Source organism: Streptomyces sp. NPDC041108 (assembly GCF_055592645.1).
The window spans coordinates 1,080,419-1,102,539 of the sequence record NZ_JBVIYK010000001.1 but is presented as its reverse complement, the minus strand read 5'-3'; the positions used below and the strand labels follow the sequence as shown (position 1 = coordinate 1,102,539).

At 72.8% G+C, this 22,121-nt stretch carries 20 protein-coding genes, 1 tRNA gene and 1 pseudogene; 8 read left to right on the top strand and 14 right to left on the bottom strand.

The features are described from left to right. Positions 1-112: 112 nt before the first annotated feature. The 5 genes and pseudogenes from ACZ6BB_RS04695 to ACZ6BB_RS04675 form a co-directional block, all read right to left on the bottom strand. Positions 113-898: an amino acid ABC transporter ATP-binding protein gene (locus ACZ6BB_RS04695; RefSeq protein ID WP_471613852.1), complete on the bottom strand. Its 786-nt coding sequence runs from the start codon at positions 896-898 to the stop codon at positions 113-115. Beyond that, positions 895-1,878, bottom strand: coding sequence for an amino acid ABC transporter permease (locus tag ACZ6BB_RS04690; RefSeq protein ID WP_471613851.1), 984 nt, complete (start codon positions 1,876-1,878; stop codon positions 895-897). The genes ACZ6BB_RS04695 and ACZ6BB_RS04690 overlap by 4 nt, the downstream gene beginning before the upstream one ends. A gap of 420 nt (positions 1,879-2,298) precedes the next feature. After that, positions 2,299-3,212, bottom strand: a pseudogene (locus ACZ6BB_RS04685) (glutathione S-transferase C-terminal domain-containing protein). Between the two features lie 490 nt (positions 3,213-3,702). Continuing rightward, the gene (locus tag ACZ6BB_RS04680; protein ID WP_471613850.1) at positions 3,703-4,170 is read right to left on the bottom strand and encodes a potassium channel family protein; all 468 of its coding nucleotides are present in this window, start codon (positions 4,168-4,170) and stop codon (positions 3,703-3,705) included. 3 nt (positions 4,171-4,173) lie between these two features. Beyond that, positions 4,174-6,042 (bottom strand): glycoside hydrolase family 15 protein, encoded by a 1,869-nt coding sequence (locus ACZ6BB_RS04675; protein ID WP_471613849.1) that lies wholly within the window; start codon positions 6,040-6,042, stop codon positions 4,174-4,176. A gap of 329 nt (positions 6,043-6,371) precedes the next feature. On the opposite strand from ACZ6BB_RS04675, the gene ACZ6BB_RS04670 reads away from it, so the two are divergent. From ACZ6BB_RS04670 to ACZ6BB_RS04635, 8 genes are all read left to right on the top strand, one after another. Continuing rightward, positions 6,372-6,653, top strand: coding sequence for a hypothetical protein (locus ACZ6BB_RS04670; RefSeq protein ID WP_471613848.1), 282 nt, complete (start codon positions 6,372-6,374; stop codon positions 6,651-6,653). A gap of 241 nt (positions 6,654-6,894) precedes the next feature. Then, positions 6,895-8,061 carry an NAD(P)/FAD-dependent oxidoreductase gene (locus ACZ6BB_RS04665; RefSeq protein ID WP_471613847.1) on the top strand — a complete coding sequence of 389 codons (1,167 nt, stop codon included), beginning with the start codon at positions 6,895-6,897 and terminating at the stop codon, positions 8,059-8,061. After that, positions 8,058-8,357, top strand: coding sequence for a (2Fe-2S)-binding protein (locus tag ACZ6BB_RS04660; RefSeq protein WP_471613846.1), 300 nt, complete (start codon positions 8,058-8,060; stop codon positions 8,355-8,357). The genes ACZ6BB_RS04665 and ACZ6BB_RS04660 overlap by 4 nt, the downstream gene beginning before the upstream one ends. Beyond that, the gene (locus tag ACZ6BB_RS04655; RefSeq protein ID WP_471613845.1) at positions 8,347-9,843 is read left to right on the top strand and encodes an FAD-dependent oxidoreductase; all 1,497 of its coding nucleotides are present in this window, start codon (positions 8,347-8,349) and stop codon (positions 9,841-9,843) included. The genes ACZ6BB_RS04660 and ACZ6BB_RS04655 overlap by 11 nt, the downstream gene beginning before the upstream one ends. A gap of 91 nt (positions 9,844-9,934) precedes the next feature. Next, entirely contained in the window at positions 9,935-10,831 is an 897-nt protein-coding gene (locus tag ACZ6BB_RS04650) for a dihydrodipicolinate synthase family protein (RefSeq protein WP_471613844.1), read from the top strand. Positions 10,832-10,856: 25 nt separating this feature from the next. Beyond that, positions 10,857-11,858, top strand: a complete 1,002-nt coding sequence (locus ACZ6BB_RS04645; protein ID WP_471613843.1) for a proline racemase family protein — start codon at positions 10,857-10,859, stop codon at positions 11,856-11,858. 43 nt (positions 11,859-11,901) lie between these two features. Beyond that, the gene (locus ACZ6BB_RS04640; protein ID WP_471614120.1) at positions 11,902-12,615 is read left to right on the top strand and encodes a GntR family transcriptional regulator; all 714 of its coding nucleotides are present in this window, start codon (positions 11,902-11,904) and stop codon (positions 12,613-12,615) included. Between the two features lie 109 nt (positions 12,616-12,724). Further along, positions 12,725-13,252, top strand: coding sequence for an NUDIX hydrolase family protein (locus ACZ6BB_RS04635; protein ID WP_005484552.1), 528 nt, complete (start codon positions 12,725-12,727; stop codon positions 13,250-13,252). A gap of 13 nt (positions 13,253-13,265) precedes the next feature. Here ACZ6BB_RS04635 and ACZ6BB_RS04630 read toward each other — a convergent pair whose 3' ends face one another. From ACZ6BB_RS04630 to tdh, 9 genes are all read right to left on the bottom strand, one after another. Continuing rightward, positions 13,266-14,726 (bottom strand): tetratricopeptide repeat protein, encoded by a 1,461-nt coding sequence (locus tag ACZ6BB_RS04630; RefSeq protein ID WP_471613842.1) that lies wholly within the window; start codon positions 14,724-14,726, stop codon positions 13,266-13,268. A gap of 235 nt (positions 14,727-14,961) precedes the next feature. Then, positions 14,962-15,420, bottom strand: coding sequence for a hypothetical protein (locus ACZ6BB_RS04625; protein ID WP_471613841.1), 459 nt, complete (start codon positions 15,418-15,420; stop codon positions 14,962-14,964). Positions 15,421-15,507: 87 nt separating this feature from the next. Continuing rightward, on the bottom strand, positions 15,508-16,443 hold the full coding sequence (locus tag ACZ6BB_RS04620) for a hypothetical protein (RefSeq protein ID WP_471613840.1): 936 nt from the start codon (positions 16,441-16,443) through the stop codon (positions 15,508-15,510). A gap of 187 nt (positions 16,444-16,630) precedes the next feature. Next, on the bottom strand, positions 16,631-17,692 hold the full coding sequence (locus ACZ6BB_RS04615) for an ArsR family transcriptional regulator (protein ID WP_471613839.1): 1,062 nt from the start codon (positions 17,690-17,692) through the stop codon (positions 16,631-16,633). Positions 17,693-17,986: 294 nt separating this feature from the next. Then, a tRNA-Pro gene (locus ACZ6BB_RS04610) sits at positions 17,987-18,060 on the bottom strand. A gap of 179 nt (positions 18,061-18,239) precedes the next feature. Beyond that, the gene (locus ACZ6BB_RS04605) at positions 18,240-18,596 is read right to left on the bottom strand and encodes an MmcQ/YjbR family DNA-binding protein (protein WP_471613838.1); all 357 of its coding nucleotides are present in this window, start codon (positions 18,594-18,596) and stop codon (positions 18,240-18,242) included. Between the two features lie 41 nt (positions 18,597-18,637). Continuing rightward, positions 18,638-19,537, bottom strand: coding sequence for a LysR family transcriptional regulator (locus ACZ6BB_RS04600; protein ID WP_471613837.1), 900 nt, complete (start codon positions 19,535-19,537; stop codon positions 18,638-18,640). A 72-nt stretch (positions 19,538-19,609) separates the two neighbouring features. Beyond that, on the bottom strand, positions 19,610-20,809 hold the full coding sequence (locus ACZ6BB_RS04595; RefSeq protein WP_471613836.1) for a glycine C-acetyltransferase: 1,200 nt from the start codon (positions 20,807-20,809) through the stop codon (positions 19,610-19,612). A 154-nt stretch (positions 20,810-20,963) separates the two neighbouring features. Continuing rightward, on the bottom strand, positions 20,964-21,992 hold the full coding sequence (tdh, locus tag ACZ6BB_RS04590) for an L-threonine 3-dehydrogenase (protein ID WP_471613835.1): 1,029 nt from the start codon (positions 21,990-21,992) through the stop codon (positions 20,964-20,966). Positions 21,993-22,121 lie beyond the last annotated feature (129 nt).

The following is a 22,121-nucleotide window of genomic DNA, read 5'->3' as shown; positions in this document are numbered from 1 at the left end:
GATGGGCGGTGTGGGGGGATGCGTGAGGGGCAAGGGCGCGCGGGGGGGATGCGTGAGGGGGGAAGGGTGAAGGGCTCTGGGCCGGAAGGGGCTTGCCGGGATCGCGAGGCCCTCAGAGGACTCTGCTGAGGAAGTCCTTGGTCCGTTCGTGGCGCGGCTTGTCCAGGACCTCGGAGGGCGGGCCCTGTTCGACGATCCGGCCGCCGTCGATGAAGACGACCCGGTCGGCGATCTCCCGGGCGAAGCCGATCTCGTGCGTGACGATCACCAGCGTGGTGCCGCCGCGCGCCAGGTCCTTGATGACGGCCAGCACCTCGCCGACGAGTTCGGGGTCGAGGGCGGAGGTCGGCTCGTCGAAGAGGATGACGCCGGGGCGCAGGGCGAGGGCGCGGGCGATCGCCACGCGCTGCTGCTGTCCGCCGGACAACTGCCGTGGATAGGCGTCCGCCTTGTCGGCCAGGCCGACCCGGTCCAGGAGTTCGCGGGCGAGGTCGTCCGCCTGCGCCCTGCCGAGCCTTCCCGTCGCCAAGGGGGCCGCGGCCACGTTCTCCAGCACGGTCAGGTGCGGAAAGAGGTTGAAGTTCTGGAAGACGAAGCCGATCCGGCCGCGCTGGGCGAGGATCGCCCGCTCGCTCAGCTCCTTGAGACGGTCGCCGTGGCGGCGCACGCCGATCAGCTCCCCGTTGACGCTGACGTGGCCGATCTCGGGCTTCTCCAGATGGTTGATGACCCTGAGCAGCGTGGACTTGCCGGAGCCGGACGGGCCGAGGATCACGGTGACCTCGCCCGGCCGTACGGTCAGGTCGACGCCGTTGAGCACCCGGTGGGTGCCGTACCACTTGTGCACGTCGTGCACCTCGACGGTGGCGGCCGCGTGGTCGAGTGTTCCGGCGGTCATACGGCGACCTCCTTGCGGGTGCGGGCCCGCAGGCCGGTGGCACCGGCCCGCAGTTTCTGCAGTGGCGTCGGCGGCAGGGTGCGGGTGGCGCCCCGCGCGTAGTACCGCTCGACGTAGAACTGGACGACGGAGACGACGCTGGTGAGGATGAGGTACCAGACGGTGGAGACCAGCAGCAGCGGCACGATGTCGCCGGGGTAGGTGGAGCCCATGGCCTGCGCGGTGCCGAAGAGGTCGAGCAGCGACACGTAGAAGACCAGGCTGGTGCTCTTGATCAGACCGATCAGCTGGTTGACGTAGTTCGGGGTGATCGAGCGCAGTGCCTGCGGGAAGACGATCCTGCGGAACTGGTAGCCCTTCGGCAGGCCGAGTGCGGAGGCTGCCTCGTGCTGGCCCTGGTCGACGGAGAGGATGCCGCCGCGGACGACCTCGGCGGCGTAGGCCGCCTCGTTGAGGCTGAGGCCGATGACGGCGACCGCCATGTCGGTGGCCAGACGTGACTCGTCGAAGGTGAAGAACGCCGGGCCGAACGGGACGCCCAGGCTGAGCGTCTGGTACAGGGCGCTGAAGTTGTAGAGGAACAGCAGGACGACGATCAGCGGGATCGAGCGCAGGGCCCAGATGTAGACCCAGCTGACCGAGCGCAGCACGGGACTCCTCGAGAGCCGGGCGAGGGCGAGGAGGACACCGCCGATCAGGCCCAGCACCGCGCTGTAGGCGGTGACTTCGAGGGTGATGAGCAGTCCGTCGAGGATCGTCGGCCGCAGGAACCAGTAGGCGAAGCGGTCCCACTGGTAGAAGGGGTTGGAGATCAGGCCGTGGACGAACTGGGCCGCGAGGACCAGGACCACCGCGGTGGCGATCCAGCGGCCGGGGCGGCGCAGCGGCAGTACCCGCTGGGCGGCAAGTTGCTTCGCCGGGATGTCGGCGGGCGGCGGCGCCTCGGTCAAGGACAGGGCGGTGCCTGGGGGTTCGCTCATCAAGGGCTCCGGAAGAGTGTCGAAACCCCAGGCGACGCAGGTGACTTCGGCCGTACGGGCGGACGGGACCGCTCGACGTACAGAGGGCTACGGAAGACACACGGAAGCGCACGACACCGGGGCCGGCGGAGAGGCGGACCGCTGGTGCGGTGCCTCAGGGGTTCGGAAGAACCGTCAGCCTCGACGGGAGCGCGGCGCCGGGCGGCCCGGACCGCGCGCTAGCGTGCGCTACAGAGTGCGCTGTTGACCCGGAGCAGATCGACGGCGCGATCGGCGCAGAGCAGCACGCGACCCCGGCGGCGCCATGCGGCCGTCCTCGGGGTTGCGTACATGTCCGTCACCATCGTTCTTCCGGCCCGGGGGGCCTCGTGCTCGTCGGGTGTCCGTAAGTAACTCAGGCCCGGCACGCGGCTGTCAACGTCAGTCCAGCACATGGGACGCCCGTCCGCCTGTCGATACGCCCTGGTCCGGGACATGAGAGGCCCAGTCCAGGATCTGCACGGCCGCGCCGGCCGCCTCCAGGCCCCGACAGTGCGCGTGGTGGCGCAGTGCGATGCCGGCCAGGTCGAGGTGGGGACCGAAGGCGGGGTGGGCGGTCAGGCGGCGTGCGTACGCCCACAGATGCGGGTGGTCGGCGACGCGGTGCACGGCGCCGGCGTCCAGGTGCCAGCGGTGCACGGTGTCGAGCCGCACCAGGGCGACCCACAACTCGATGTCTGCGACGGTGAGTTCGCCGCCGAGGACGTACTCCTGCCCGGCGAGCCGGGCGTCCAGCGTACGCAGGGTGCGCAGCAGGGAGCCGAGTGCGTCGCGGCGCTCCGGTTCGTCGGCGTCGGCACGGCCGGCGCGCTGGGCGGCACCGTCCATGCCCTGCTCACAGAGGCGTGCGACACCTTCGATCTCGGCCTCCGCACCCTCCGGGTACAGCACCGCGCGGCCACCACCGAAGCGCCGGGCGAGGTCGCGCATGATGTCGGGGGCGTGGGTGCTGACGATGCGTCCGGACCAGTCGTCGCTGAGCACCGGCGCCACGGCCGCTCCGGGGTAGCGGTGCGCGCTGGCCTCGTACAGCGGGCGCAGCGCGGAGTGCTCGCCGTCCGGGCCGTCGGGGACGGCGGGCAGGAGGGTCACGGGGCATACGTCCGCCAGCCCGAGGAGGCTGTGGACGACCGCGATGCGCAGGGCGCCCGGACAGGACAGCGACAGGTGGAGCCGGTAGCGGCGCGGCCGGCGTAGTGACCGCTCCGGGCGTCGCAGCCGATCCGGCCCCGGAAGACCGGCAGGGGCCGCGGCGACGGGACGGCGTTCAGGGCGTGGACGGGCGTGGCGGACATGTGTCTCCCCGGGGTTCTGAGGCGCGATCGGGTGAGCGCGGCGGCGCGGTTCGCGGCGCGACGGCGGTGACTCGACGGTGGTGGCGCGACGGCGGTGACGCGAGTACACGGACGCGTGAGCGGCGTGTCGGGCCACGTCGGCGGCGCGGACGGGCCGGGACGCACTCGAGTGCACTCGGGTGCAATTGGGTGCACTCGGGCGGATCAGCCGAGGGGGCTGCTCGCGCTGCAGACGCGCAGCAGATCGATGTGCCGGCGGGAGGTCAGCAGGAGGCGCTGCCGGCGTGCGCGCGGTACACGAGTGACCACCGGCTCCAGGCGCCCCATCATTCCCTACCTGTTCACTAGGAAATACCCCACCTGGAGTGTCGAGCCGACCGCGCCGCGCGTCAAGAGGGTGTCCGCGAATTGGTCACGACGTCCGAGGGGTGGACATTCGTCGGGCGTGCCCCTGTGGGGGCGGTGCCCGGTGGCGCGGATCGCCCACCGGTCACTCGCCGTCCCTCCTCGCGCCGAGCAGCCGCTCCAGCCGGTCGAACCGCTCGTGCAGGGCGCGCGCGGCATCGTCGCCCAACTCATGTGCTTTGTGCGTGAGTTGATGACGCTTCTGCTCCCGGCCCACGAACCAGGCGGCGATGGCGGCGGTGACCATGCCGTACGTGGTGATGCCGACGACCATGACGACCGCGCCGACGATCCGGCCCCAGAACGTCACCGGATAGAAGTCGCCGTACCCGACGGTCGTGGCCGTCTCGACCGACCACCACAGGGCCTTCGGGTACGAGGTCAGGTTGGCGCGGGGTGCGCCGTGCTCGGCGACGGTCGCCGCCCAGGAACCGAGGAGCATCACCACCGCGAGCACGACGGTGGCCCCGCCCGCCGCCCGCAGATGAAGGGGGCGGCCCCCTTCCCGGCCGAGCAGCAGTTCCACGGCCCTGGTGAGGAACCCGGGCAGCACGCCTCACCCCTCCTTCGCGGCAGGGGGCGTACTCGGGTTCTCCCGGCGGGCGTGCGGGGCGTGACGGTCCAGCTCGTAGGCCACCCGGATCAGCGGGACGTGGGTGAACGCCTGCGGGAAGTTGCCCAGTTGGCGGCGGGCCCGGGGGTCGTACTCCTCGGCGAGCAGGCCGACGTCGTTGCGCAGTTCCAGGAGCCGCTCGTACAGGGCCCGGGCCTCGTCCGCGCGGCCGATCAGCCGCAGGGCGTCCGCGAGCCAGAAGGAGCAGGCCAGGAAGGCGCCCTCACCACCGCTGAGGCCGTCCGGCGAGTCGGCGGCGCCCGCGGAGTAGCGTGCCACCAGCCCGTCCGCGAGCAGTTCGCGCTGTACGGCCTCGATGGTGCCGATCACCCGGGGGTCGTCCGGCGGCAGGAACCCGGTCTGCGGGATCTGCAGCAGCGCGGCGTCGAGTTCGCGGGAACCGTACGACTGGGTGAAGGTGCCCCGCTCCGGGTCGAACGCCTTTTCGCAGACCTCGCGGTGGATACGGTCCCGGACAGCCCGCCACCTCTCCACGGGACCCGGGCGGGAGTGCGCCTCGGCCAGCCGGACCGCGCGGTCGAAGGCGACCCAGCACATCACCTTGGAGTGCGTGTAGTGGCGGGGAGCACCGCGCATCTCCCACAGCCCCTGGTCGGGCTCGGGCCAGGCCCGTTCCAGGTGTTCCAGGAAGACCGCCTGGAGGGAGACCAGGTGCTGGCGCGGGCGCAGTCCGCAGCCGATGGCCAGATGGATGGCCTCCATCACCTCACCGGGTACGTCGAGCTGCCGCTGCCCGGCGGCCGCGTTGCCGATCCGCACCGGGCGCGAGCCCTCGTAGCCCGGCAGCCAGTCGGCCTCCCACTCGGTCAGCCGCCGCTCCCCCGCGATGCCGTACATGATCTGCACGTCCTCCGGCCGCCCGGCCACCGCCCGCTCCAGCCAGGCCCGCCACGCGTCCGCCTCCGCCTTGAAACCGCTGCGCAGCAACGCCTCCAGCGTCATCCCCGCGTCCCGCAGCCAGCAGAAGCGGTAGTCCCAGTTCCGCACGCCGCCGATCTCCTCGGGCAGGGAGGTGGTCGGGGCGGCGACGATGCCGCCGGTCGGCTGGTACGTCAGGGCCTTGAGGGTGATCAGGGAGCGGGCGACGGCGTCACGGTACGGCCCGTCGTACGTCAGCCTGCGCAGCCAGCGCCGCCAGTACGCCTCCGTGCCGGTCAGTGCCTCGAACGCGTCCACCTCCCGCGGCGCGGGCAGATGGGAGGGGTGCCAGGTCAGCACGAAGGGGATCTTCTCGCCCGCCGTGACCGGGAAGACGGCGGTGTGGACGGTGCCGTGGGCGACCGGCCGGACGGGCGTGCGCAGCCACACCGACTCGGGCCCCGCGGTCCCCGTCAGATGCCCGTCGCGACGGCGCATCCAGGGCAGCACCCGGCCGTAGTCGAAGCGGAGCCGCAGGTCCATGCGCATGTCGACGGTGCCGGAGAGGCCCTCGACGACGCGTACGACGCTGGGGGCACCGGTCTTGCGGCACGGCATGAAGTCGGTGACCAGGACCCGGCCGCCGGCCGTCTGCCATTCCGTGTCCAGGACGAGGGTGTCGTCCCGGTAGCGGCGGTGGGCGCGGGCGCCGTTCTCGTCCGCCGGCGCGATGCGCCAGCGCCCGTTGTCCTCGTCGCCGAGGAGGGCGGCGAAGCATGCGGGTGAGTCGAAGCGAGGGAGACAGAGCCAGTCGACGCTACCGTCCTTGCCGACGAGGGCGGCGGAGAGGAGATCGCCGATGAGGGCGTAGTCCTCGATACGGCTGGGCCCGGTGCGAGGGCCGACGCGGGGGCCGGGGGCGGGGTCTGGCATGGGGTCAGTGTCGGGGGGCCGCGGGTTCGGGGCATGCGGGGCGCCCGGCGTTCGAGGTGCCGTGATGCCGTCTCGTCGTCGAGGCGCCGGGCGTCCCGCGCCACGCACCCGTGCGGGGGAGGACTGTCCGGGAGCCGTTCCGGTACTCGGCCGGACGGGTGACCGCGGGTGGTGTCCGGGAGGTTCGGTGCTCGGTTCTTCATCTTCCGGACGGCCGACGGCCACACCACGGCAGGGACCGCTCTCCGGCGCGGTCCGAAGCTGCTGGGCACACGGTCGTTCCGTGCGGGACGACGGCCCGGTGAACGGCTCACGGAAAGGACCGTCTCTTGGACGACTCGGAGATTCCCCCGGCCGAGCGGATCCGCATCCTCGCGGGCATCCTCTCCGGAAGGCTCACGGTGCGGGACGCCGCACACCGCCACGGCCTCCCGGTACGGGAGGTCGAACGGTGGCTGGAGGAGATCCCGGTGGCCGTGCCGAAGGACCGCACGGCCCGGGCGGCCGACGACTTGACCACCCCGGCCCGGACGGACCCGCACCCGCACCCGCACCCGCTCCCCCGCTGCCGGATCGTCGTGGACGAGATGGTGCAGGGGCTCGGACTCTGACGCTGATTCCGACCGGCCGGGCGACGAACGCCTCCCCTGCCGGGACGACGGCCGCGGGTGTCACGACGACGGCCGGGCGACGTTCACGACGACCGCCACGACGACGGCCACGTGAAGGCCGGCCGACGGCGAGCTGACGGCCACGGTGGGGTGACGGCCACGGCGGGCGCACCTCGGGGCGGTCGCGCGTCGCGGCGGTCGCGGTCTTCCGAGGCTCTGCGCCATGTGACATAGTACTGACGTGACCGAGCGACTGACCTGCGACGTCGTGGTTGTCGGAGCGGGAATGGTGGGCGCGGCCTGCGCCCTGTACGCGGCCCGGGCGGGCCTGGGCGTCGTGGTGGTGGACCGTGGCCCGGTGGCCGGCGGCACGACCGGCGCCGGTGAGGGCAACATCCTCGTCTCCGACAAGGAGCCCGGCCCGGAACTCGAACTCGCCCTGCTCTCCAACCGTCTGTGGGCGGAGCTGGCCGCCGAGCCGGGCCTGGGAACGGCGTTCGAGTACGAGGCGAAGGGTGGACTCGTCGTCGCCTCCGCCCCGGCAGGACTCGCCGCGCTGGAGCGGTTCGCCGCCGGGCAGCGCGCCGCGGGAGTGGAGGCGGTACCCGTCCCCGTGGACCGGCTCCCCGATCTGGAACCGCATCTGGCCCCCGGTCTCGCCGGCGGCATGCACTATCCGCAGGACGCCCAGGTCATGCCCACCCTGGCCGCCGCCCGTCTCCTACGGGCCTCCGGCGCCCGGCTGCTCACCGGCCGGACCGTGACCGAGGTGCTGCGCTCGCCGGACGGTGCCGTGCGCGGCGTGCGGACCGACCGGGGCGACGTCCACGCCCCCGCGGTCGTCAACGCGGCCGGGACCTGGGGCGGGGAACTGGCCGCGCTCGCCGGGGTCGCCCTCCCCGTCCTGCCCCGGCGCGGCTTCGTGATCGTCACCGAACCACTGCCGCCGATGGTGCGGCACAAGGTGTACGCCGCCGACTACGTGGCCGACGTGGCCAGCGACTCGGCGGCGCTGCAGACCTCCCCGGTCGTCGAGGGCACGGCCGCCGGACCCGTGCTGATCGGCGCGAGCCGCGAACGGGTCGGCTTCGACCGGTCGTTCTCCCTGCCCGCGGTCCGCGCGCTCGCGGCGGGCGCGACCCGGCTGTTCCCGTTCCTGGAAGAGGTGCGCGCGATGCGGACGTACGCGGGCTTCCGGCCCTACATGCCGGACCATCTGCCCGCGATCGGGCCGGACCCACGGGCCCCGGGCCTGTTCCACGCGTGCGGCCACGAGGGCGCCGGGATCGGGCTGGCCACCGGGACCGGGCGGCTGATCGCCCAGGTGCTCGGCGGCGGACCGCCCGACCTGGACCTCACGCCGTTCCGCCCGGACCGGTTCGACGCGTACGAGGGGGAGGCGGCATGAACCCGCTGGAACTGGCGCGGGCCGCACCCGGCCCCGCCTTCACCGTCACGCTCGACGGACGTGCCGTGGAGGCCCTGCCCGGCCAGACGGTCGGGGCGGCGCTCTGGGCCGCCGGGATCACGTCCTGGCGCACCACCCGGGGTGCGGGCCGGCCACGGGGCGTCTTCTGCGGCATCGGTGTGTGCTTCGACTGCCTGGTGACCGTCAACGGCCGCCCCAATCAGCGGGCCTGCCTGGTGCCGGTCCGTCCGGGCGACACGATCAGCACGCAGGAGGGGACGGGCCATGAGCACTGAGCCGGCACCGCCCCGTCTGGCGATCGTCGGCGCCGGTCCCGCGGGCCTGGCCGCGGCCCTGGCGGCGGCCGGAGCGGGCGTACGGGTGACGGTGGTCGACGCCGCCGAGGCACCCGGCGGCCAGTTCTACCGGCAGCCCGCGGCCGGGCTCGGCGCACGGCGTCCACGGGCACTGCACCACCAGTGGCGCACCTGGCGGCGGCTGAGCGACGGCCTCGACCGGCAGATCGCCGCCGGGCGCGTCACCCATCTCCCGGACCACCACGTGTGGTGCGTGGAGCGGCGCCCCGACGGCCCGCAGCGTTTCACCGTCCACGCCCTGCTCGGCCCCGCCCAGGAGCGGCCCGTCGAGGTGCGCGCGGACGCCGTCCTCCTCGCGACCGGCGGCTACGAGAAGGTGCTGCCCTTCCCCGGCTGGACGCTGCCCGGCGTGGTCACCGCCGGCGGCGCACAGGCCATGCTCAAGGGCTCCCTCGTGGTGTCCGGCCGTACGGCGGTCGTCGCCGGGACCGGGCCGCTGCTGCTGCCGGTGGCGACCGGGCTCGCGGCGGCGGGCGTCACGGTGGCCGCGCTGGTGGAGTCGGCGGACCCGAGGGCCCTGGCGCGGCGGACCGGAGCGCTGGCGGGCCGGGCGGACAAGCTCGTCGAAGGCGCCGGGTACGCGGTGGAGTTGCTGCGCCGCCGGGTACGGACCCTCGTACGGCACACGGTCGTCGAGGCGCACGGCGGCGACCGGCTGGAGGCGGTGACCGTCGCCGCGCTCGACGCCGAGGGGCGGCTCCGGCCCGGCACCGAGCGGCGCATCCCCTGCGACACCCTGGCCGTCGGACACGGCATGCTGGCGCACACCGATCTCGCCGGGACGCTCGGCTGCCGCGTCGAGCCCGACGGAACGCGCGTATGGGCCGACGACGAGCAGCGCACCGACGTGCCGGGCGTCTGGGCGGCGGGCGAGACCACCGGCATCGGTGGCGCGGCGCTCTCCCTGGCCGAGGGACACATCGCCGGACGGTCGGCCGCCGCCCGCCTCCTGGGCCGCGTGCCGGACCCCGGCGAGTGGGCGGAGGCCGCCAGGTCCCGTGACAGGCTGCGGGAGTTCTCCGACGTGCTCGACACGGTGTACGTGCCTCCGGCGCGCTGGACCGAGCGGGTCACCGACGCCACCGTCGTCTGCCGCTGCGAGGAGGTCACCGCCGGCGCCGTCCGTGAGGCCGTCGGGGAGCTGGGCGCCGGGGACGTACGGACGGTCAAACTGCTGACCCGTGCCGGGATGGGCTGGTGCCAGGGCCGGATGTGCGAGCCGGCGGTGGCGGGGATCGCCGACTGCCCGCAGACCGCGACCCGGCGGCCGCTCGCGCGCCCGGTGCCGCTGGGCGTGCTGGCACGCGCGGGGCAGACCCCCGAGGAGGAACACGACGACCCCCCTGAGCCCTTCAGCCCCAGCCCCAGCCCCAGCCCCGGAGCCCCTGAGCCCCTGAGCCCCTGAGCCCCTGAGCCCCTGAGCCCCTGAGCCCCTGCCACGGCAATCACACCGGCGGGCGTCAGTACCATGTCACACCCCATGGAGAGGGAAACCCATGACCACCACCGAGAACCGTCCCTGGCGCGGTGTCCTCGTCGCCACCGCGCTCCCCCTCCGCGACGATCTCTCCGTCGACCTCGACGCCTACGCGGAACACTGCGCGTGGCTGGTCGAGAACGGCTGTGACGGCGTCGTACCGAACGGCTCGCTCGGCGAGTACCAGGTGCTGACGCCCGAGGAGCGGGTCAAGGTCGTCGAGACGGCCGTGGCCGCGATCGGCGGCGCGCGCGTGATGCCGGGGGTCGCCGCGTACGGCTCCGCCGAGTCCCGGCGCTGGGCCGAGCAGGCGCGGGACGCGGGCTGCGCGTCGGTGATGCTGCTGCCGCCGAACGCGTACCGCGCCGACGAGCGGTCGGTGCTCGCGCACTACGCGGAGGTCGCGAAGGCGGGCCTGCCGGTCGTGGCGTACAACAACCCGATCGACACCAAGGTCGACCTCGTCCCCGAACTGCTCGCCAAGCTGCACGGCGAGGGGTACGTCCGGGCCGTCAAGGAGTTCTCCGGTGACGTCCGGCGGGCCTACCAGCTCGCCGAACTGGCCCCGGAACTGGACCTGTTGATCGGCGCGGACGACGTGCTGCTGGAGCTGGCGCTCGCGGGCGCCAAGGGCTGGGTCGCCGGGTACCCGAACGCCCTGCCGGCCGCGACGGTCGAGCTGTACCACGCGGCGGTGGACGGCGACCTCGCGACGGCCAAGGGGCTGTACGAGCAGCTGCACCCGCTGCTGCGCTGGGACTCGAAGGTCGAGTTCGTCCAGGCCATCAAGTTGTCGATGGACATCGTGGGCCGGCCCGGTGGACGCTGCCGACCGCCCCGGGTGGAGCTGCTGCCGGAGCAGGAGGCCGTCATCCGGGCGGCCACCGAGAAGGCCGTCGCCGCGGGCCTCGCGTAACCACGGCGGAAGGGAAGGTCCGGCCATGCGCAGCAAAATCGTCCTGCACGCCGTCGACTCGCACACCGAGGGAATGCCCACCCGGGTGGTCACCGGCGGGATCGGCACGATCCCCGGCGCGACCATGAACGAACGACGGCTGTGGTTCCGTGAACACCGCGACGACGTCAAGCAGTTGCTGATGAACGAGCCGCGCGGCCACGCGGCGATGAGCGGGGCGATCCTGCAGCCGCCGACCCGCCCCGACTGCGACTACGGTGTCGTCTACATCGAGGTCTCCGGCTATCTGCCCATGTGCGGCCACGGCACCATCGGTGTCGCGACCGTGCTCGTGGAGACCGGCATGGTCGAGGTCGTCGAGCCGGTCACCACCATCCGGCTGGACACCCCGGCGGGGCTCGTCGTGGCCGAGGTGGCGGTGGAGGACGGCGCGGCGAAGGCGGTCACCCTGCGGAACGTGCCGTCGTTCTCCGCCGGCCTCGACCGCGAGATCACGCTCGCCGACGGGCGGACGGTGACCTACGACCTCGCGTACGGCGGCAACTTCTACGCCATCCTGCCGCTGACGCAGTTCGACCTGCCGTTCGACCGCGCCCGCAAGGACGACATCCTGCGGGCCGGGCTCGCCCTGATGGACGCCGTCAACGCGCAGGAGGAGCCCGTCCACCCGGAGGACCCGTCGATCCGCGGTCTCCACCATGTCCACCTGTACGCCCCCGGAGCCACCGCCCGGCACTCGCGCCACGCGATGGCCATCCACCCCGGTTGGTTCGACCGCTCCCCCTGCGGCACGGGCACCAGCGCCCGCATGGCACAGCTGCACGCGCGCGGCGAACTGCCCCTGCACACCGAGTTCGTGAACGAGTCCTTCATCGGCACCCGGTTCACGGGGCGGCTGCTCGGCGAGACCGAGGTGGCCGGCGTCCCGGCCGTGCTGCCCAGCTTCACCGGCCGCGCCTGGATCACCGGCACGGCCCAGTACCTGCTCGACCCGTCCGACCCGTTCCCCTCCGGATTCGTCCTCTAGGATTCCGGGACTTCAGGACTCCAGGAGAGACCGCATGCCTCCCATGGCCTCGCAGCGCACCGGCGCCCCGTCCGACGCTGCCGCCGCCGCTCCCCCGGCCCCGGCCCTGCCGGTGCTCGGCGGCAAGAAGAGCAGCTACCGCGAGCGGGTCGCCGACGCGCTGCGGGCCGCGCTGATCGCCGGCGAGCTGCGGCCGGGCGAGGTGTACTCCGCGCCCGCGCTCGCCGCCCGCTTCGGCGTCTCGGCGACGCCGGTGCGGGAGGCCATGCTGGATCTGGCCAAGGAGGGCCTGGTCGACACCGTGCCCAACAAGGGGTTCCGGGTCACCGCCGTCACGGAGAGACAGCTCGACGAGTACACCCACGTACGGTCGCTCATCGAGATCCCGACCACGGTCGGCCTGGCCCGGACCGCCGACCCGGTCTCGCTGGAGGCGCTGCGGCCCGCCGCCCGGGAGATCGTCGCCGCCGCGGCCGCCGGGGACCTCATCGCCTACGTCGAGGCCGACACCCGCTTCCACCTCGGTCTGCTCGCCCTCGCGGGCAACGCGCATCTCGTCGAGGTGGTCGGTGACCTGCGCAAACGAGCCCGCCTCTACGGTCTGACCGCGCTCGCCGAATCCGGCCGGCTGCTCTCCTCCGCGCAGGAGCACCTGGAACTCCTCGACGCTCTGCTCGACCGCGACGAGGCCGCCGTGCACACGGTGATGACCCGCCATCTCGGTCATGTGCGCGGATTGTGGGCCGCGCGCGACTGATCGGCCTCGCCGCGCATGCGAGGGGAGGGACCCGGGCATCAGTGACAGGTGTGATCGGAGCGACGCGCGCACCGACTGACGTTGAAAGTATGATCGGCCAATGTCTGACATGACCGAAACCACGCCGGGCTGGCTGCCGTCCGACGAGCTCGAATCGGCACGCGCCCGGATGCCGATCCTGTACGTCGAGGCCGTGCCCGTGCGCGTCGACGACAGCGGCGAAGTCACCAGTATCGGGCTGCTGCTGCGCATCGGCCCGGACGGGACGGTCAGCCGCAATCTGGTCTCCGGCCGCGTGATGCACCACGAGCGGGTGCGCGACGCGCTCCTGCGGCACCTGGAGAAGGATCTCGGACCGGTCGCGCTGCCGCGTGTTCCGTCCGCGCTGCAGCCCTTCACCGTCGCCGAGTACTTCCCGACGCAGGGCATCACCCCGTTCCACGACCCGCGTCAGCACGCGGTGTCCCTCGCCTACATCGTCCCGGTGTCGGGCGACTGCCGGCCCCGGCAGGACGCCCTCGACCTGGTGTGGTTCAGCCCCCAGGAGGCGGCGTCGGCGTCCGTGCAGAACGAGATGCCCGGTGGCCAGGGGGTCCTGCTGAAGCAGGCCCTGGCGCACGTGGGCTGTCTGTCCTAGCCGCGGCGGCCACTCAGGGCCTTCCCCCGATGTGGGCGCGGTGCGGGTTCCCGCCCAGCATCCGCGCGGCGGGGGCCGCCAGCCCGGCCGCCGTGTCGCGGGCGACGGCGGCCCGGCCCGCCTCGCCGAGGGCGTCGGCGAGCCGGGCCCGGCCGAGCCAGTTGTAGGGGCTGTGGGGGCTCAGGCCCGTGCGTTCGCCGAGCAGCAGCCGCGCCAGGTCGTCCCGGCGGGCGCGCAGGGTCGCCTCCAGAAGGGTCCGCTGGATCGCGTCCCGCTGGGCATGGCTGCCGCCGAAGGTGTGCAGCCGGCGGCGGACGGGCCAGAGCAGTTCCACCACCGCCGGGTAGTCCTCGCGGGCGTACGCCACCAGCGCCTGGCACACGGGCAGGCCGATACGGCCGGTCATCACACGGTTGGTGGGGGCGCGCCCGCCGTCGCGCGGTCCCCGCAGCCAGCGCGTCCGGTCGGCCACGAACGCGTCCGCCGTCTCCAGCCGCCCCGCTCCCACGAACGCCATCACGGCGTGCACGTCGTTGAAGGCGTAGAACGGCGGGTCCTCGCGCGCGGCCCACGCGTCGGCCAGCGCCTGCCAGCGGGCGTGCTGGTCCGAGCCGTCCAGGAACAGCCGCCACAACAGCGAGGCGGCGTCGAGGAGTTCCATGACGAACCCGGTCGAGTTCTCGTGGTGCAGGACGGCGTCGTAGATCCGCAGGGCCGTCGCCGTGTCGCCCGCCTCCAGCGCGTACAGGGCGTAGTGCCACCAGCTGTGCACCGTCAGCAGACTGCCGCTCGCCCAGTGGTCGATGCGGGCGTCGAGGAAACCGATGCCCTCGGCGAACCGCCCCTGCATCTCGTGCACGTGGGCGACGGCATGGACGGCCCAGATGTCGTGGGCGTTCTGTTCGACGGCGGCGAGGCCCGCCTCCTGGGCGCGGCCGTAGTGCCCCGACTCCTCCAGGCCGAACGCGTACATGCCCAGCAGTGGCCCGCGGTGGGGGTCGTGCTCGTCCCACGCGGGCAGGGCCCCGCCGATCCGGTCCCGCAGGCGGGTGGCGTCACCGGTGAAGAAGTCGAGCTGGTGCCCCACCGCCAGGGCGAGCGGATCACGGGGGCACTCGACGACCAGGTCCTCCAGGATCTGCGAGGCCCACAGCAGATCGCCCCCGAGCCAGGCCTCGGCCGCCGCCATGTGCATGCGTTCCCGCGGGGGCAGGGAGGTGCGGTCCAGACCGGTGCCGAAGTCGGCGAACCGGCCGCCGGCCCGGGCGGCGTCACCCGGCTCGGTCCCCAGCACCCCGAGGTAGGCGGCGAACGCCTGGGCGAGCGGCGAGGCCGGGCAGGCGGCCACCGCGGCCTTGACGGCGTCCGGGAAGTCCGGCCGGAAGAACAGCAGCCCCTCCACGGCCCGGTCCAGGTGCTCCGCCCCCTCGGCGGTGCATTCGTGCAGGCGGTTGCCGTACCGGTCGGTCACCATGGCAGTTCATCTCCGGCGCGTGTCGGGTGTCGTCGGCTCGCGGTCCTCGACCCGTGACGGCACGGATCACCCCGCGCCCCCATCAAAGCGACCGGTGCTCCCCGCAGTCCACCGGGCACCCCCGACACCCCCCGAATCACCCCCGTGCGCCTGCCTCCGGACCCGGACACACCCGTGGCCCACCAGGAGTGTGGTGGGCCACGGGACGGAGTCGTGGTGCGGTGCTACCGGATGGTCAGGAGTCCAGGAACTTCCCGCAGTCGGCGTTGGCGACCCAGCGGTGGGAGCTGATCTCGTTGTCCACGTCGTAACCGCTGGTGAACGAGAAGCCGTTGAGGCTGCTCATGTACAGCTCGGACTTCTTGATGCAGGTGTGGCCGCCGGCCCAGTCCGTCCCGGTGCCGTTGAAGACCTGCACGGCGAGCCCGGAGGTCCCCTTGTGCAGGATGGACTCCGCGTTGTTGGTGTCGTCGCCCTGGAACGCGCCCTGGTCGTTGCCCCAGTTGGAGTCGGAGCCGTCGGCGCTGCCGAGGTAGCCGCTGCAGTTGTCGCCCGAGTAGGCGTAGAAGAAGCCGGAGTTGGCGCTGTTCCAGGCGTTGTCGCACGGGGCTGCGGCCTGGGCGCCGCTCGTCGGTACGATCACCGCGAGGCCCGCGAGGCCCAGCGTGGCGGCTACGGCCAGGGTCTTGCGCATGAGGGATCACTCCTTGTTCGGCAGATGTGCTGGGGGTGCTCCGCGGCCGTGCGGCCGCGGACGTGTGTGGGGTCGGTCGCCCGGGTGTCAGGCGGTGGATCCGGTGATGTCCTCGGCCCGGTCCAGCGCGGCGAGCGCCATGCGCCGGTGGGTGGCGATGTCGTCGGCGTACCGGCCGAGCCGCTTGTCGCGGTACTCGGTGTCGAGCGCACGCGCGGTCTCGGCGAGCGGTGTCCCGGTCGCGCAGGTCACCTCCGCGACCGCCAGTTCGACCTCGGCCGCGTGGGCCCGCTCGGACGACAACCCCTTGGTGAGTGAGGGGAGCGCGCGGCGGGCGGCGGGCGGGTCGGCGTAGTCGTGCCCGGCTCGGCGCATACAGCTGGACCACTGCGCGACCGCGCGCCGGAAACGGCTGTCCGCGAGGAGGGCGGGCACGTACAGGGGGGACAGGTTCGTGGCGGTCTTCTCCACCCGGAACCAGGTCTCGAAGTCCCCGTAGAGCTTCTCCTTGGCTTCGGTCTGGCAGCTGTGCCGCGGTGTGCGGACGGTGCCGCCGGCGGGCAGCGAGGCGGTGAGCATCCCGTCCGCCGTGCCTCCGTCGAGGGCCTGGCTGTAGCGGAGGCGCTCCTGCCGGGAGAGACCTTCGGCGTAGACGTGGTTCGGGTCGGTGCTCTGTACGGTCTGCAGCCTGTCCGCGAGCCGGCTGCCGTAGCCGTGCTTCCTGGCCCAGGCGAGGTCGGTGAGCACGTATCCGCCGCCCTTGAGGTCGTCGACCGTCAGCACCGAGCGCGCCCAGTACTTGAAGCCCTTGCCCTCCATGCACGTCTTGACCAGCCGTGCTTCGGCGCGCTCGACGAGGATCTGTTCGGCGTCGGTGAGTTCGCGGCTTTCGCCCCCGGCATCCGCCGCCGCGCCGGCCGCTGCGGTCCGGGAGCTGTCGTGCCGCTCACCGGTGGTGCAGCCGGCCGCCGTGGCGGCGACGAGCGCCGCAGTCACGCAGGCGAGGACGAACGCTCGCTTCATGTGCCGGTCCCCCTCCGGTACGGCCGCTTCGGACGGTGCCCCTGTGGGGCGTGGTGCCTACGATTCCCTGTGCCCCGGTCCCGGGCCATGCCTTTGCGTCTCAGCGCAAAAGCGCAGGTCGGCGGGGAGATGCCGGTGCGCGGAAGGAGGCGCGTCGATGCGCGGTCGGGCACGTGGGGGGCGCCGGTCAGGGCAGGGCCGGCTCCGCGTGGGGAGTCGCCGCGTGCGGAGCCGAGGGGTGGGGAATCGAGGGGTGGGGAGCGGACGTGCGGGAAGCCGGGGTGCGGGTCGCGGCACGGAGCAGGGTCGCGCCGAGCGGGGTGAGGGTGTGCAGCACCGTCGCGCCCTGCCGGGTGGTGGTGATCAGCCCGGCGTTGCGCAGCGCGGTCGCGTGCCTGCTGGCGGACGACGCGGACACGTCGGCGGCCCGCGCGATCTCGCCGGTCGTGGCTCCGGCGGCCGTGGCGTGGAACGCGGCGGCGCGCGCCCGCCCCAGCAGGTCCGTCAGCGGCCGTTCGGCGAGGGCGTCTCCCAGCAGCCCGGTGGGTTCCGGTTGTTCGTGGAGCAGCGGGTAGTACAGGACGGGCGGCAGCTCCGGGTCGGCGAGGCTGACCGGCGCGTCCCAGCAGAAGTAGGAGGGCACGAGGGTGATGCCCCGCCCGTTGAGGTACAGGTCCCGTTCCAGCGCGGGATAGCGCACGTGCAGCACGGGGTGCCGCCAGCGCATGGTGGGACCGAGCCCGGCGAGCATGCCCTCGATGCCCCCGTCCATGATTCCGCGGCAGCGCGCCGAGCGCTCCGCCTCGACCCGGGCCGCCATCCGGTCCTGGTAGGGGGCAACGACGGCGCCGTAGTAGACGCGTAACACCTTGACCAGCGCCTCCCGCTCCGCCGGCTCCGCGAGCCGGGGTGCCCAGGAGGGGGCGCCCACGGCCTCGTCGAGCAGTGCGATCTCCTCGCCGACGCGGCTCGGCGGGGTGGCGAGGAGTTCGTCGAGCCCGCCGTCGAGGTCGCCGAGCGTCTGCGGGGGTGTGAGGAAGTCGGGGAAGTAGGCCGCCCTCGGGTACAGCGGCAGCAAGGTGGTGCGCAGGACCCGCTCCAGGCCCCGTTCGCGCATCGCCACCCGGGCCGCGCGGTACCACTCGGCGTAGGCCCAGCGGCCTCGGCGCGACTGCAGACGATGGAGGCTCGCCGCGAGCTCCCACAGAGGGTCGACCCGTGTCGCCACGCGCGTTCTCGCGATGTCCAATTCGGTGAAATGTATCCGGAGCGACACGTTCTCCCTCTACTGCGCAGGGCTTTCACTACCAGGGCAACACAATGGCCGATCCAGGGAGTTGAGGCAATCACGAGATGTACACACCGCGGTCACACGACGTACGCGCACCGGGGCGCGCTCTCAGGTGCCGGTCCCGTCGCTCCGGGACGGCCTTCCGGAGGATCACACCGGGCGACGATCCGTCACTCTCGGTGAGGGTCGAGGCGCACGAAAAAGGTCGTTCCGGATTGCTCCGAAACGACCCTGATCTGCGACTCCTTCGAGTCGGGACGACAGGATTTGAACCTGCGACCCCTTGACCCCCAGTCAAGTGCGCTACCAAGCTGCGCCACGTCCCGTTGCCCGTCTGACCTGGGGTTTCCCCTGGCTGAACGCGCACGCAAACAATACCGCACTCGGCCCTGTGGTCGCGCACCCGTTTTGTCGCGGCGCGACGCTCCGGCGCCGCCCGGACCGGCGGCGGACCGGGCACGGACGGCACCGGGTCCGGCCCTGCCGGAGCGTCGGGCCGCGTCAGTCAAGCTGCCGGGCGGCCCAACTCGGGGTGGGCGTCGAGCAGTCCGGCCGGGGCCGCCTGGCGCCAGGAGTCGGCGAGGATGTCGCGCAGCTCCGGCTCGTCCTCCAGGGCGGAGAGCCGCACCCTCACCCAGGCGAAGCCCGCCTCGTGGTCGGCGATCCAGAACTTGCCGGGCTCGGCGAGCACCAGTTCGTCCCGCTCCTCCTTCGGGCAGCGCACGGCCATGGACGTCTCGTCCTCCGGCAGTGTCGCGAACATCTTTCCCGCCACCCTGAAGGTGGGCATGTTCCAGGCGACCTTCTCCGTGGTGTCGGGCAGGGAGAGGGCGGTACGTCGTACGTCTTCGGCATCCGGCATGGGACGCACCGTAGCGGCCACCACTGACACTCACACCCCTCTCACCCCGCCGCCTCCCCCAGCGCCTCCAGCACCGGCCGGATCAGCGGGTGGCCCTCCGCGCCACGGCGTACGGCGGCGAAGACACGGCGCGTGGGGGCAACCCCGTCGACCGGGCGGACGACCACGCCCGTGAGGTCCGTGCCGCGCAGCGCCGAACGGGGCACGAGGGCGACGCCCGCGTCGGCGGAGGCGAGGGCGACGACGGCACGGAAGTCGTCGGAGGAGTGTTCGAGGCGGGGCTGGAAGCCGGCGTTCTCGCAGGCCAGGACCACGACGTCATGGCAGGGATTGCCGGGGTAGGGGCCGATCCAGGGGTCCTTGGCCAGTTCGGCGAGCGGCACCTCGGCCGTGTCGGCGAGGCGGTGGCCGAGGGGCACGACCGCGTCGAAGGGCTCGGCGTACAGCGGGACGTGGGTGAGGCGGGGGTCGTCGGCGGCCGGGGCGCCCCGGTACTCGACGGCGACGGCGATGTCGACCTGCCGGTCCAGGACCATCGGCAGGCTCGCGTCGCCCTCGGCGTCCTGGACGCGCAGCCGGATGCCGGGTGCGGACAGCGCGAGGCGGGCCAGCGCGGGTGCGACGACCTGGGCGATCCCGGTGGCGAAGGCGGCGACCGTGACGGTGCCGGCCGCGCCCGAGCTGTACGCGGCCAGTTCCGCCGCCGCCTGCTCCAGCTGGGCGAGGACCGCGTGGGTGTGGCCGAGCAGGATCTCGCCGGCCGGGGTGAGCCGGACGCCCTTCGCACCGCGCTCGACCAGGCGGTGTCCCGTCTCCTGTTCCAGGGCCGTCAGCTGCTGGGAGACGGCGGACGGGGTGAGATAGAGCGCGGCGGCAGCCGCCGTCACCGTGCGGTGGTCGGCCACCGCACGAAGGATGTGGAGCCGCCGCGCTTCGATCATGAGACCGATTCTCTCAAATGCGCGCTTTCCCCCAGAACCGGTCCGCCCGGTCCGCCGTCCCGGGGGTGCGGCTCAGGCCTCCAGCTCGGCCCGCGCCGCCACGAACGCGTCGACCGCGCGGTGGACGTCCGCCGTCGAGTGCGCGGCGGAGAGCTGGACGCGGATCCGGGCCTGGCCCTGCGGAACGACCGGGTAGGAGAAGCCGATCACGTAGACGCCACGCTCCAGGAGCAGCTCGGCCAGGCGGCCCGCCTTCGAGGCGTCCCCGATCATGACGGGGGCGATGGGGTGGTCGCCGGGCAGGATGTCGAAGCCCTCCTCGGTCATCCGGCTCCGGAACAGTGCGGTGTTCTCGGCGAGGCGGACGCGCAGGTCGTCGGCCGACTCCAGGAGGTCGAGGACCTTCAGGGAGGCCGCCGCGATCACCGGGGCGAGCGTGTTCGAGAAGAGGTACGGGCGGGAGCGCTGGCGCAGCAGGGCGACGATCTCGGCGCGGGCGGCGACGTATCCGCCGGAGGCGCCGCCGAGGGCCTTGCCGAGGGTGCCGGTGACGATGTCGACGCGGTCCATGACGCCGTGCAGCTCGGGGGTGCCGCGGCCGCCGGGGCCGGTGAAGCCGACGGCGTGCGAGTCGTCGACCATGACCATGGCGTCGTGGCGGTCGGCGAGGTCGCAGATCTCACGGAGCGGGGCCACATAGCCGTCCATGGAGAACACGCCGTCGGTGACGATCAGCTTCCGGCGGGCGCCGCCCTCCGTGGCCTCCTTCAACTGCCGTTCCAGGTCGGCGAGATCACGGTTGGCGTACCGGAAGCGGCGGGCCTTGGAGAGGCGGATGCCGTCGATGATCGAGGCGTGGTTGAGGGCGTCGGAGATCACCGCGTCCTCGGGGCCGAGCAGGGTCTCGAAGACGCCGCCGTTGGCGTCGAAGCAGGAGGAGTAGAGGATCGTGTCCTCCTGGCCGAGGAACGCCGACAGCCGCGCCTCCAGTTCCTTGTGCACCTCCTGGGTGCCGCAGATGAAGCGGACGGAGGCCATGCCGTAGCCCCAGCGGTCGAGGGCCTCGTGGGCGGCGGAGATCACCTCGGGGTGGTCGGCGAGACCGAGGTAGTTGTTCGCGCAGAAGTTGAGCACCTCGCCGGGCCGGCCGCCGGCGGTGACAGCGACGGTCGCCGACTGCGGGGTGCCGATGACCCGCTCGGGCTTGTGCAGGCCGGCGGCGCGGATCTCGTCGAGGGTGGTGCGGAGGTCGTCACGGACCGAGTCGAACATCTGGGGGCTCCTAGGGTGCGACGAAGAGCGGGTGAGCCGAAGGGGCGCGCCGGTGTCGAGAGGTCGAACACGCGCAGGCCAGGCGAAGGAGGGGCGAGCACGATCGGCCTCTCGGCACCGGCTCGGGCGCCACGGAGGCCGACCGGGCCGAGATTCAGACAGTCCAGTCGAGGATGACCTTGCCGCCCCGGCCGCTCGCCGCGTCGGCGAAGGCCGCCTCGAAGTCGCGGTGACCGTAGCGGCCGGTGATCACGGGAGCGAGGTCGAGTCCCCCCTCCAGGAGGACCGACATCGCGTACCAGGTCTCGAACATCTCCCGGCCGTAGATGCCCTTGATCGTGATCATCGAGGTGACGATCCGGGCCCAGTCGACCGCGAACTCCTCGGTCGGCAGGCCCAGTACGGCGATCCTGCCGCCGTGCGTCATGTTGGCGATCATGTCGCGCATGGCCTCGGGGCGTCCGGACATCTCCAGGCCGACGTCGAAGCCCTCCCGCAGCCCCAGCGCCCGCTGTCCGTCGGCGATCTCCGCCTCCGACACGTTCAGCGCCAGGCTGACGCCCATCTTGCGGGCCAGTTCGAGACGTTCCTCGCTGACGTCGGTGATCACGACGTTGCGGGCGCCCGCGTGCCTGGCCACCGCCGCCGCCATCAGGCCGATGGGCCCGGCGCCGGTGATCAGGACGTCCTCGCCGACCAGCGGGAAGGACAGGGCGGTGTGCACGGCGTTGCCGAACGGGTCGAAGACGGCCGCGACGTCCAGGTCGACGGGGACGCGGTGCACCCAGACGTTGGTCGCGGGCAGCGCGACGTACTCGGCGAAGGCGCCGTCGCGGCCCACCCCGAGACCGATGGTGGCACGGCACAGGTGGCGGCGGCCGGCGAGACAGTTCCGGCACTTGCCGCACACCAGGTGGCCCTCGCCGCTGACCCGGTCGCCGACCTGGACCTCGGTGACGGCACTGCCGGTCTCCACGACCTCGCCGACGAACTCGTGGCCGGCCACGAGCGGTGTGCGGATGGTCTGCCGGGCCCAGCCGTCCCAGGCCCGGATGTGCAGGTCGGTGCCGCAGATACCGGTCCGCAGGACCTTGATCAGTACGTCGCCGGGGCCGATCTCGGGCTCGGGGACGTCGACGAGCCACAGACCGGGCTCCGCCTTCTCCTTGACCAGCGCCTTCACGTCACGGCTCCTGGGGGTGCGCCCCGGCGCCGGGCATGACGAACAGGCCCGTACCGGGGAGAGGGGTGGGATCGCCGATCAATCTGCCGTACCTCGGTGCCCCGGGTCCATCGAGGTTTTCTTAACCAC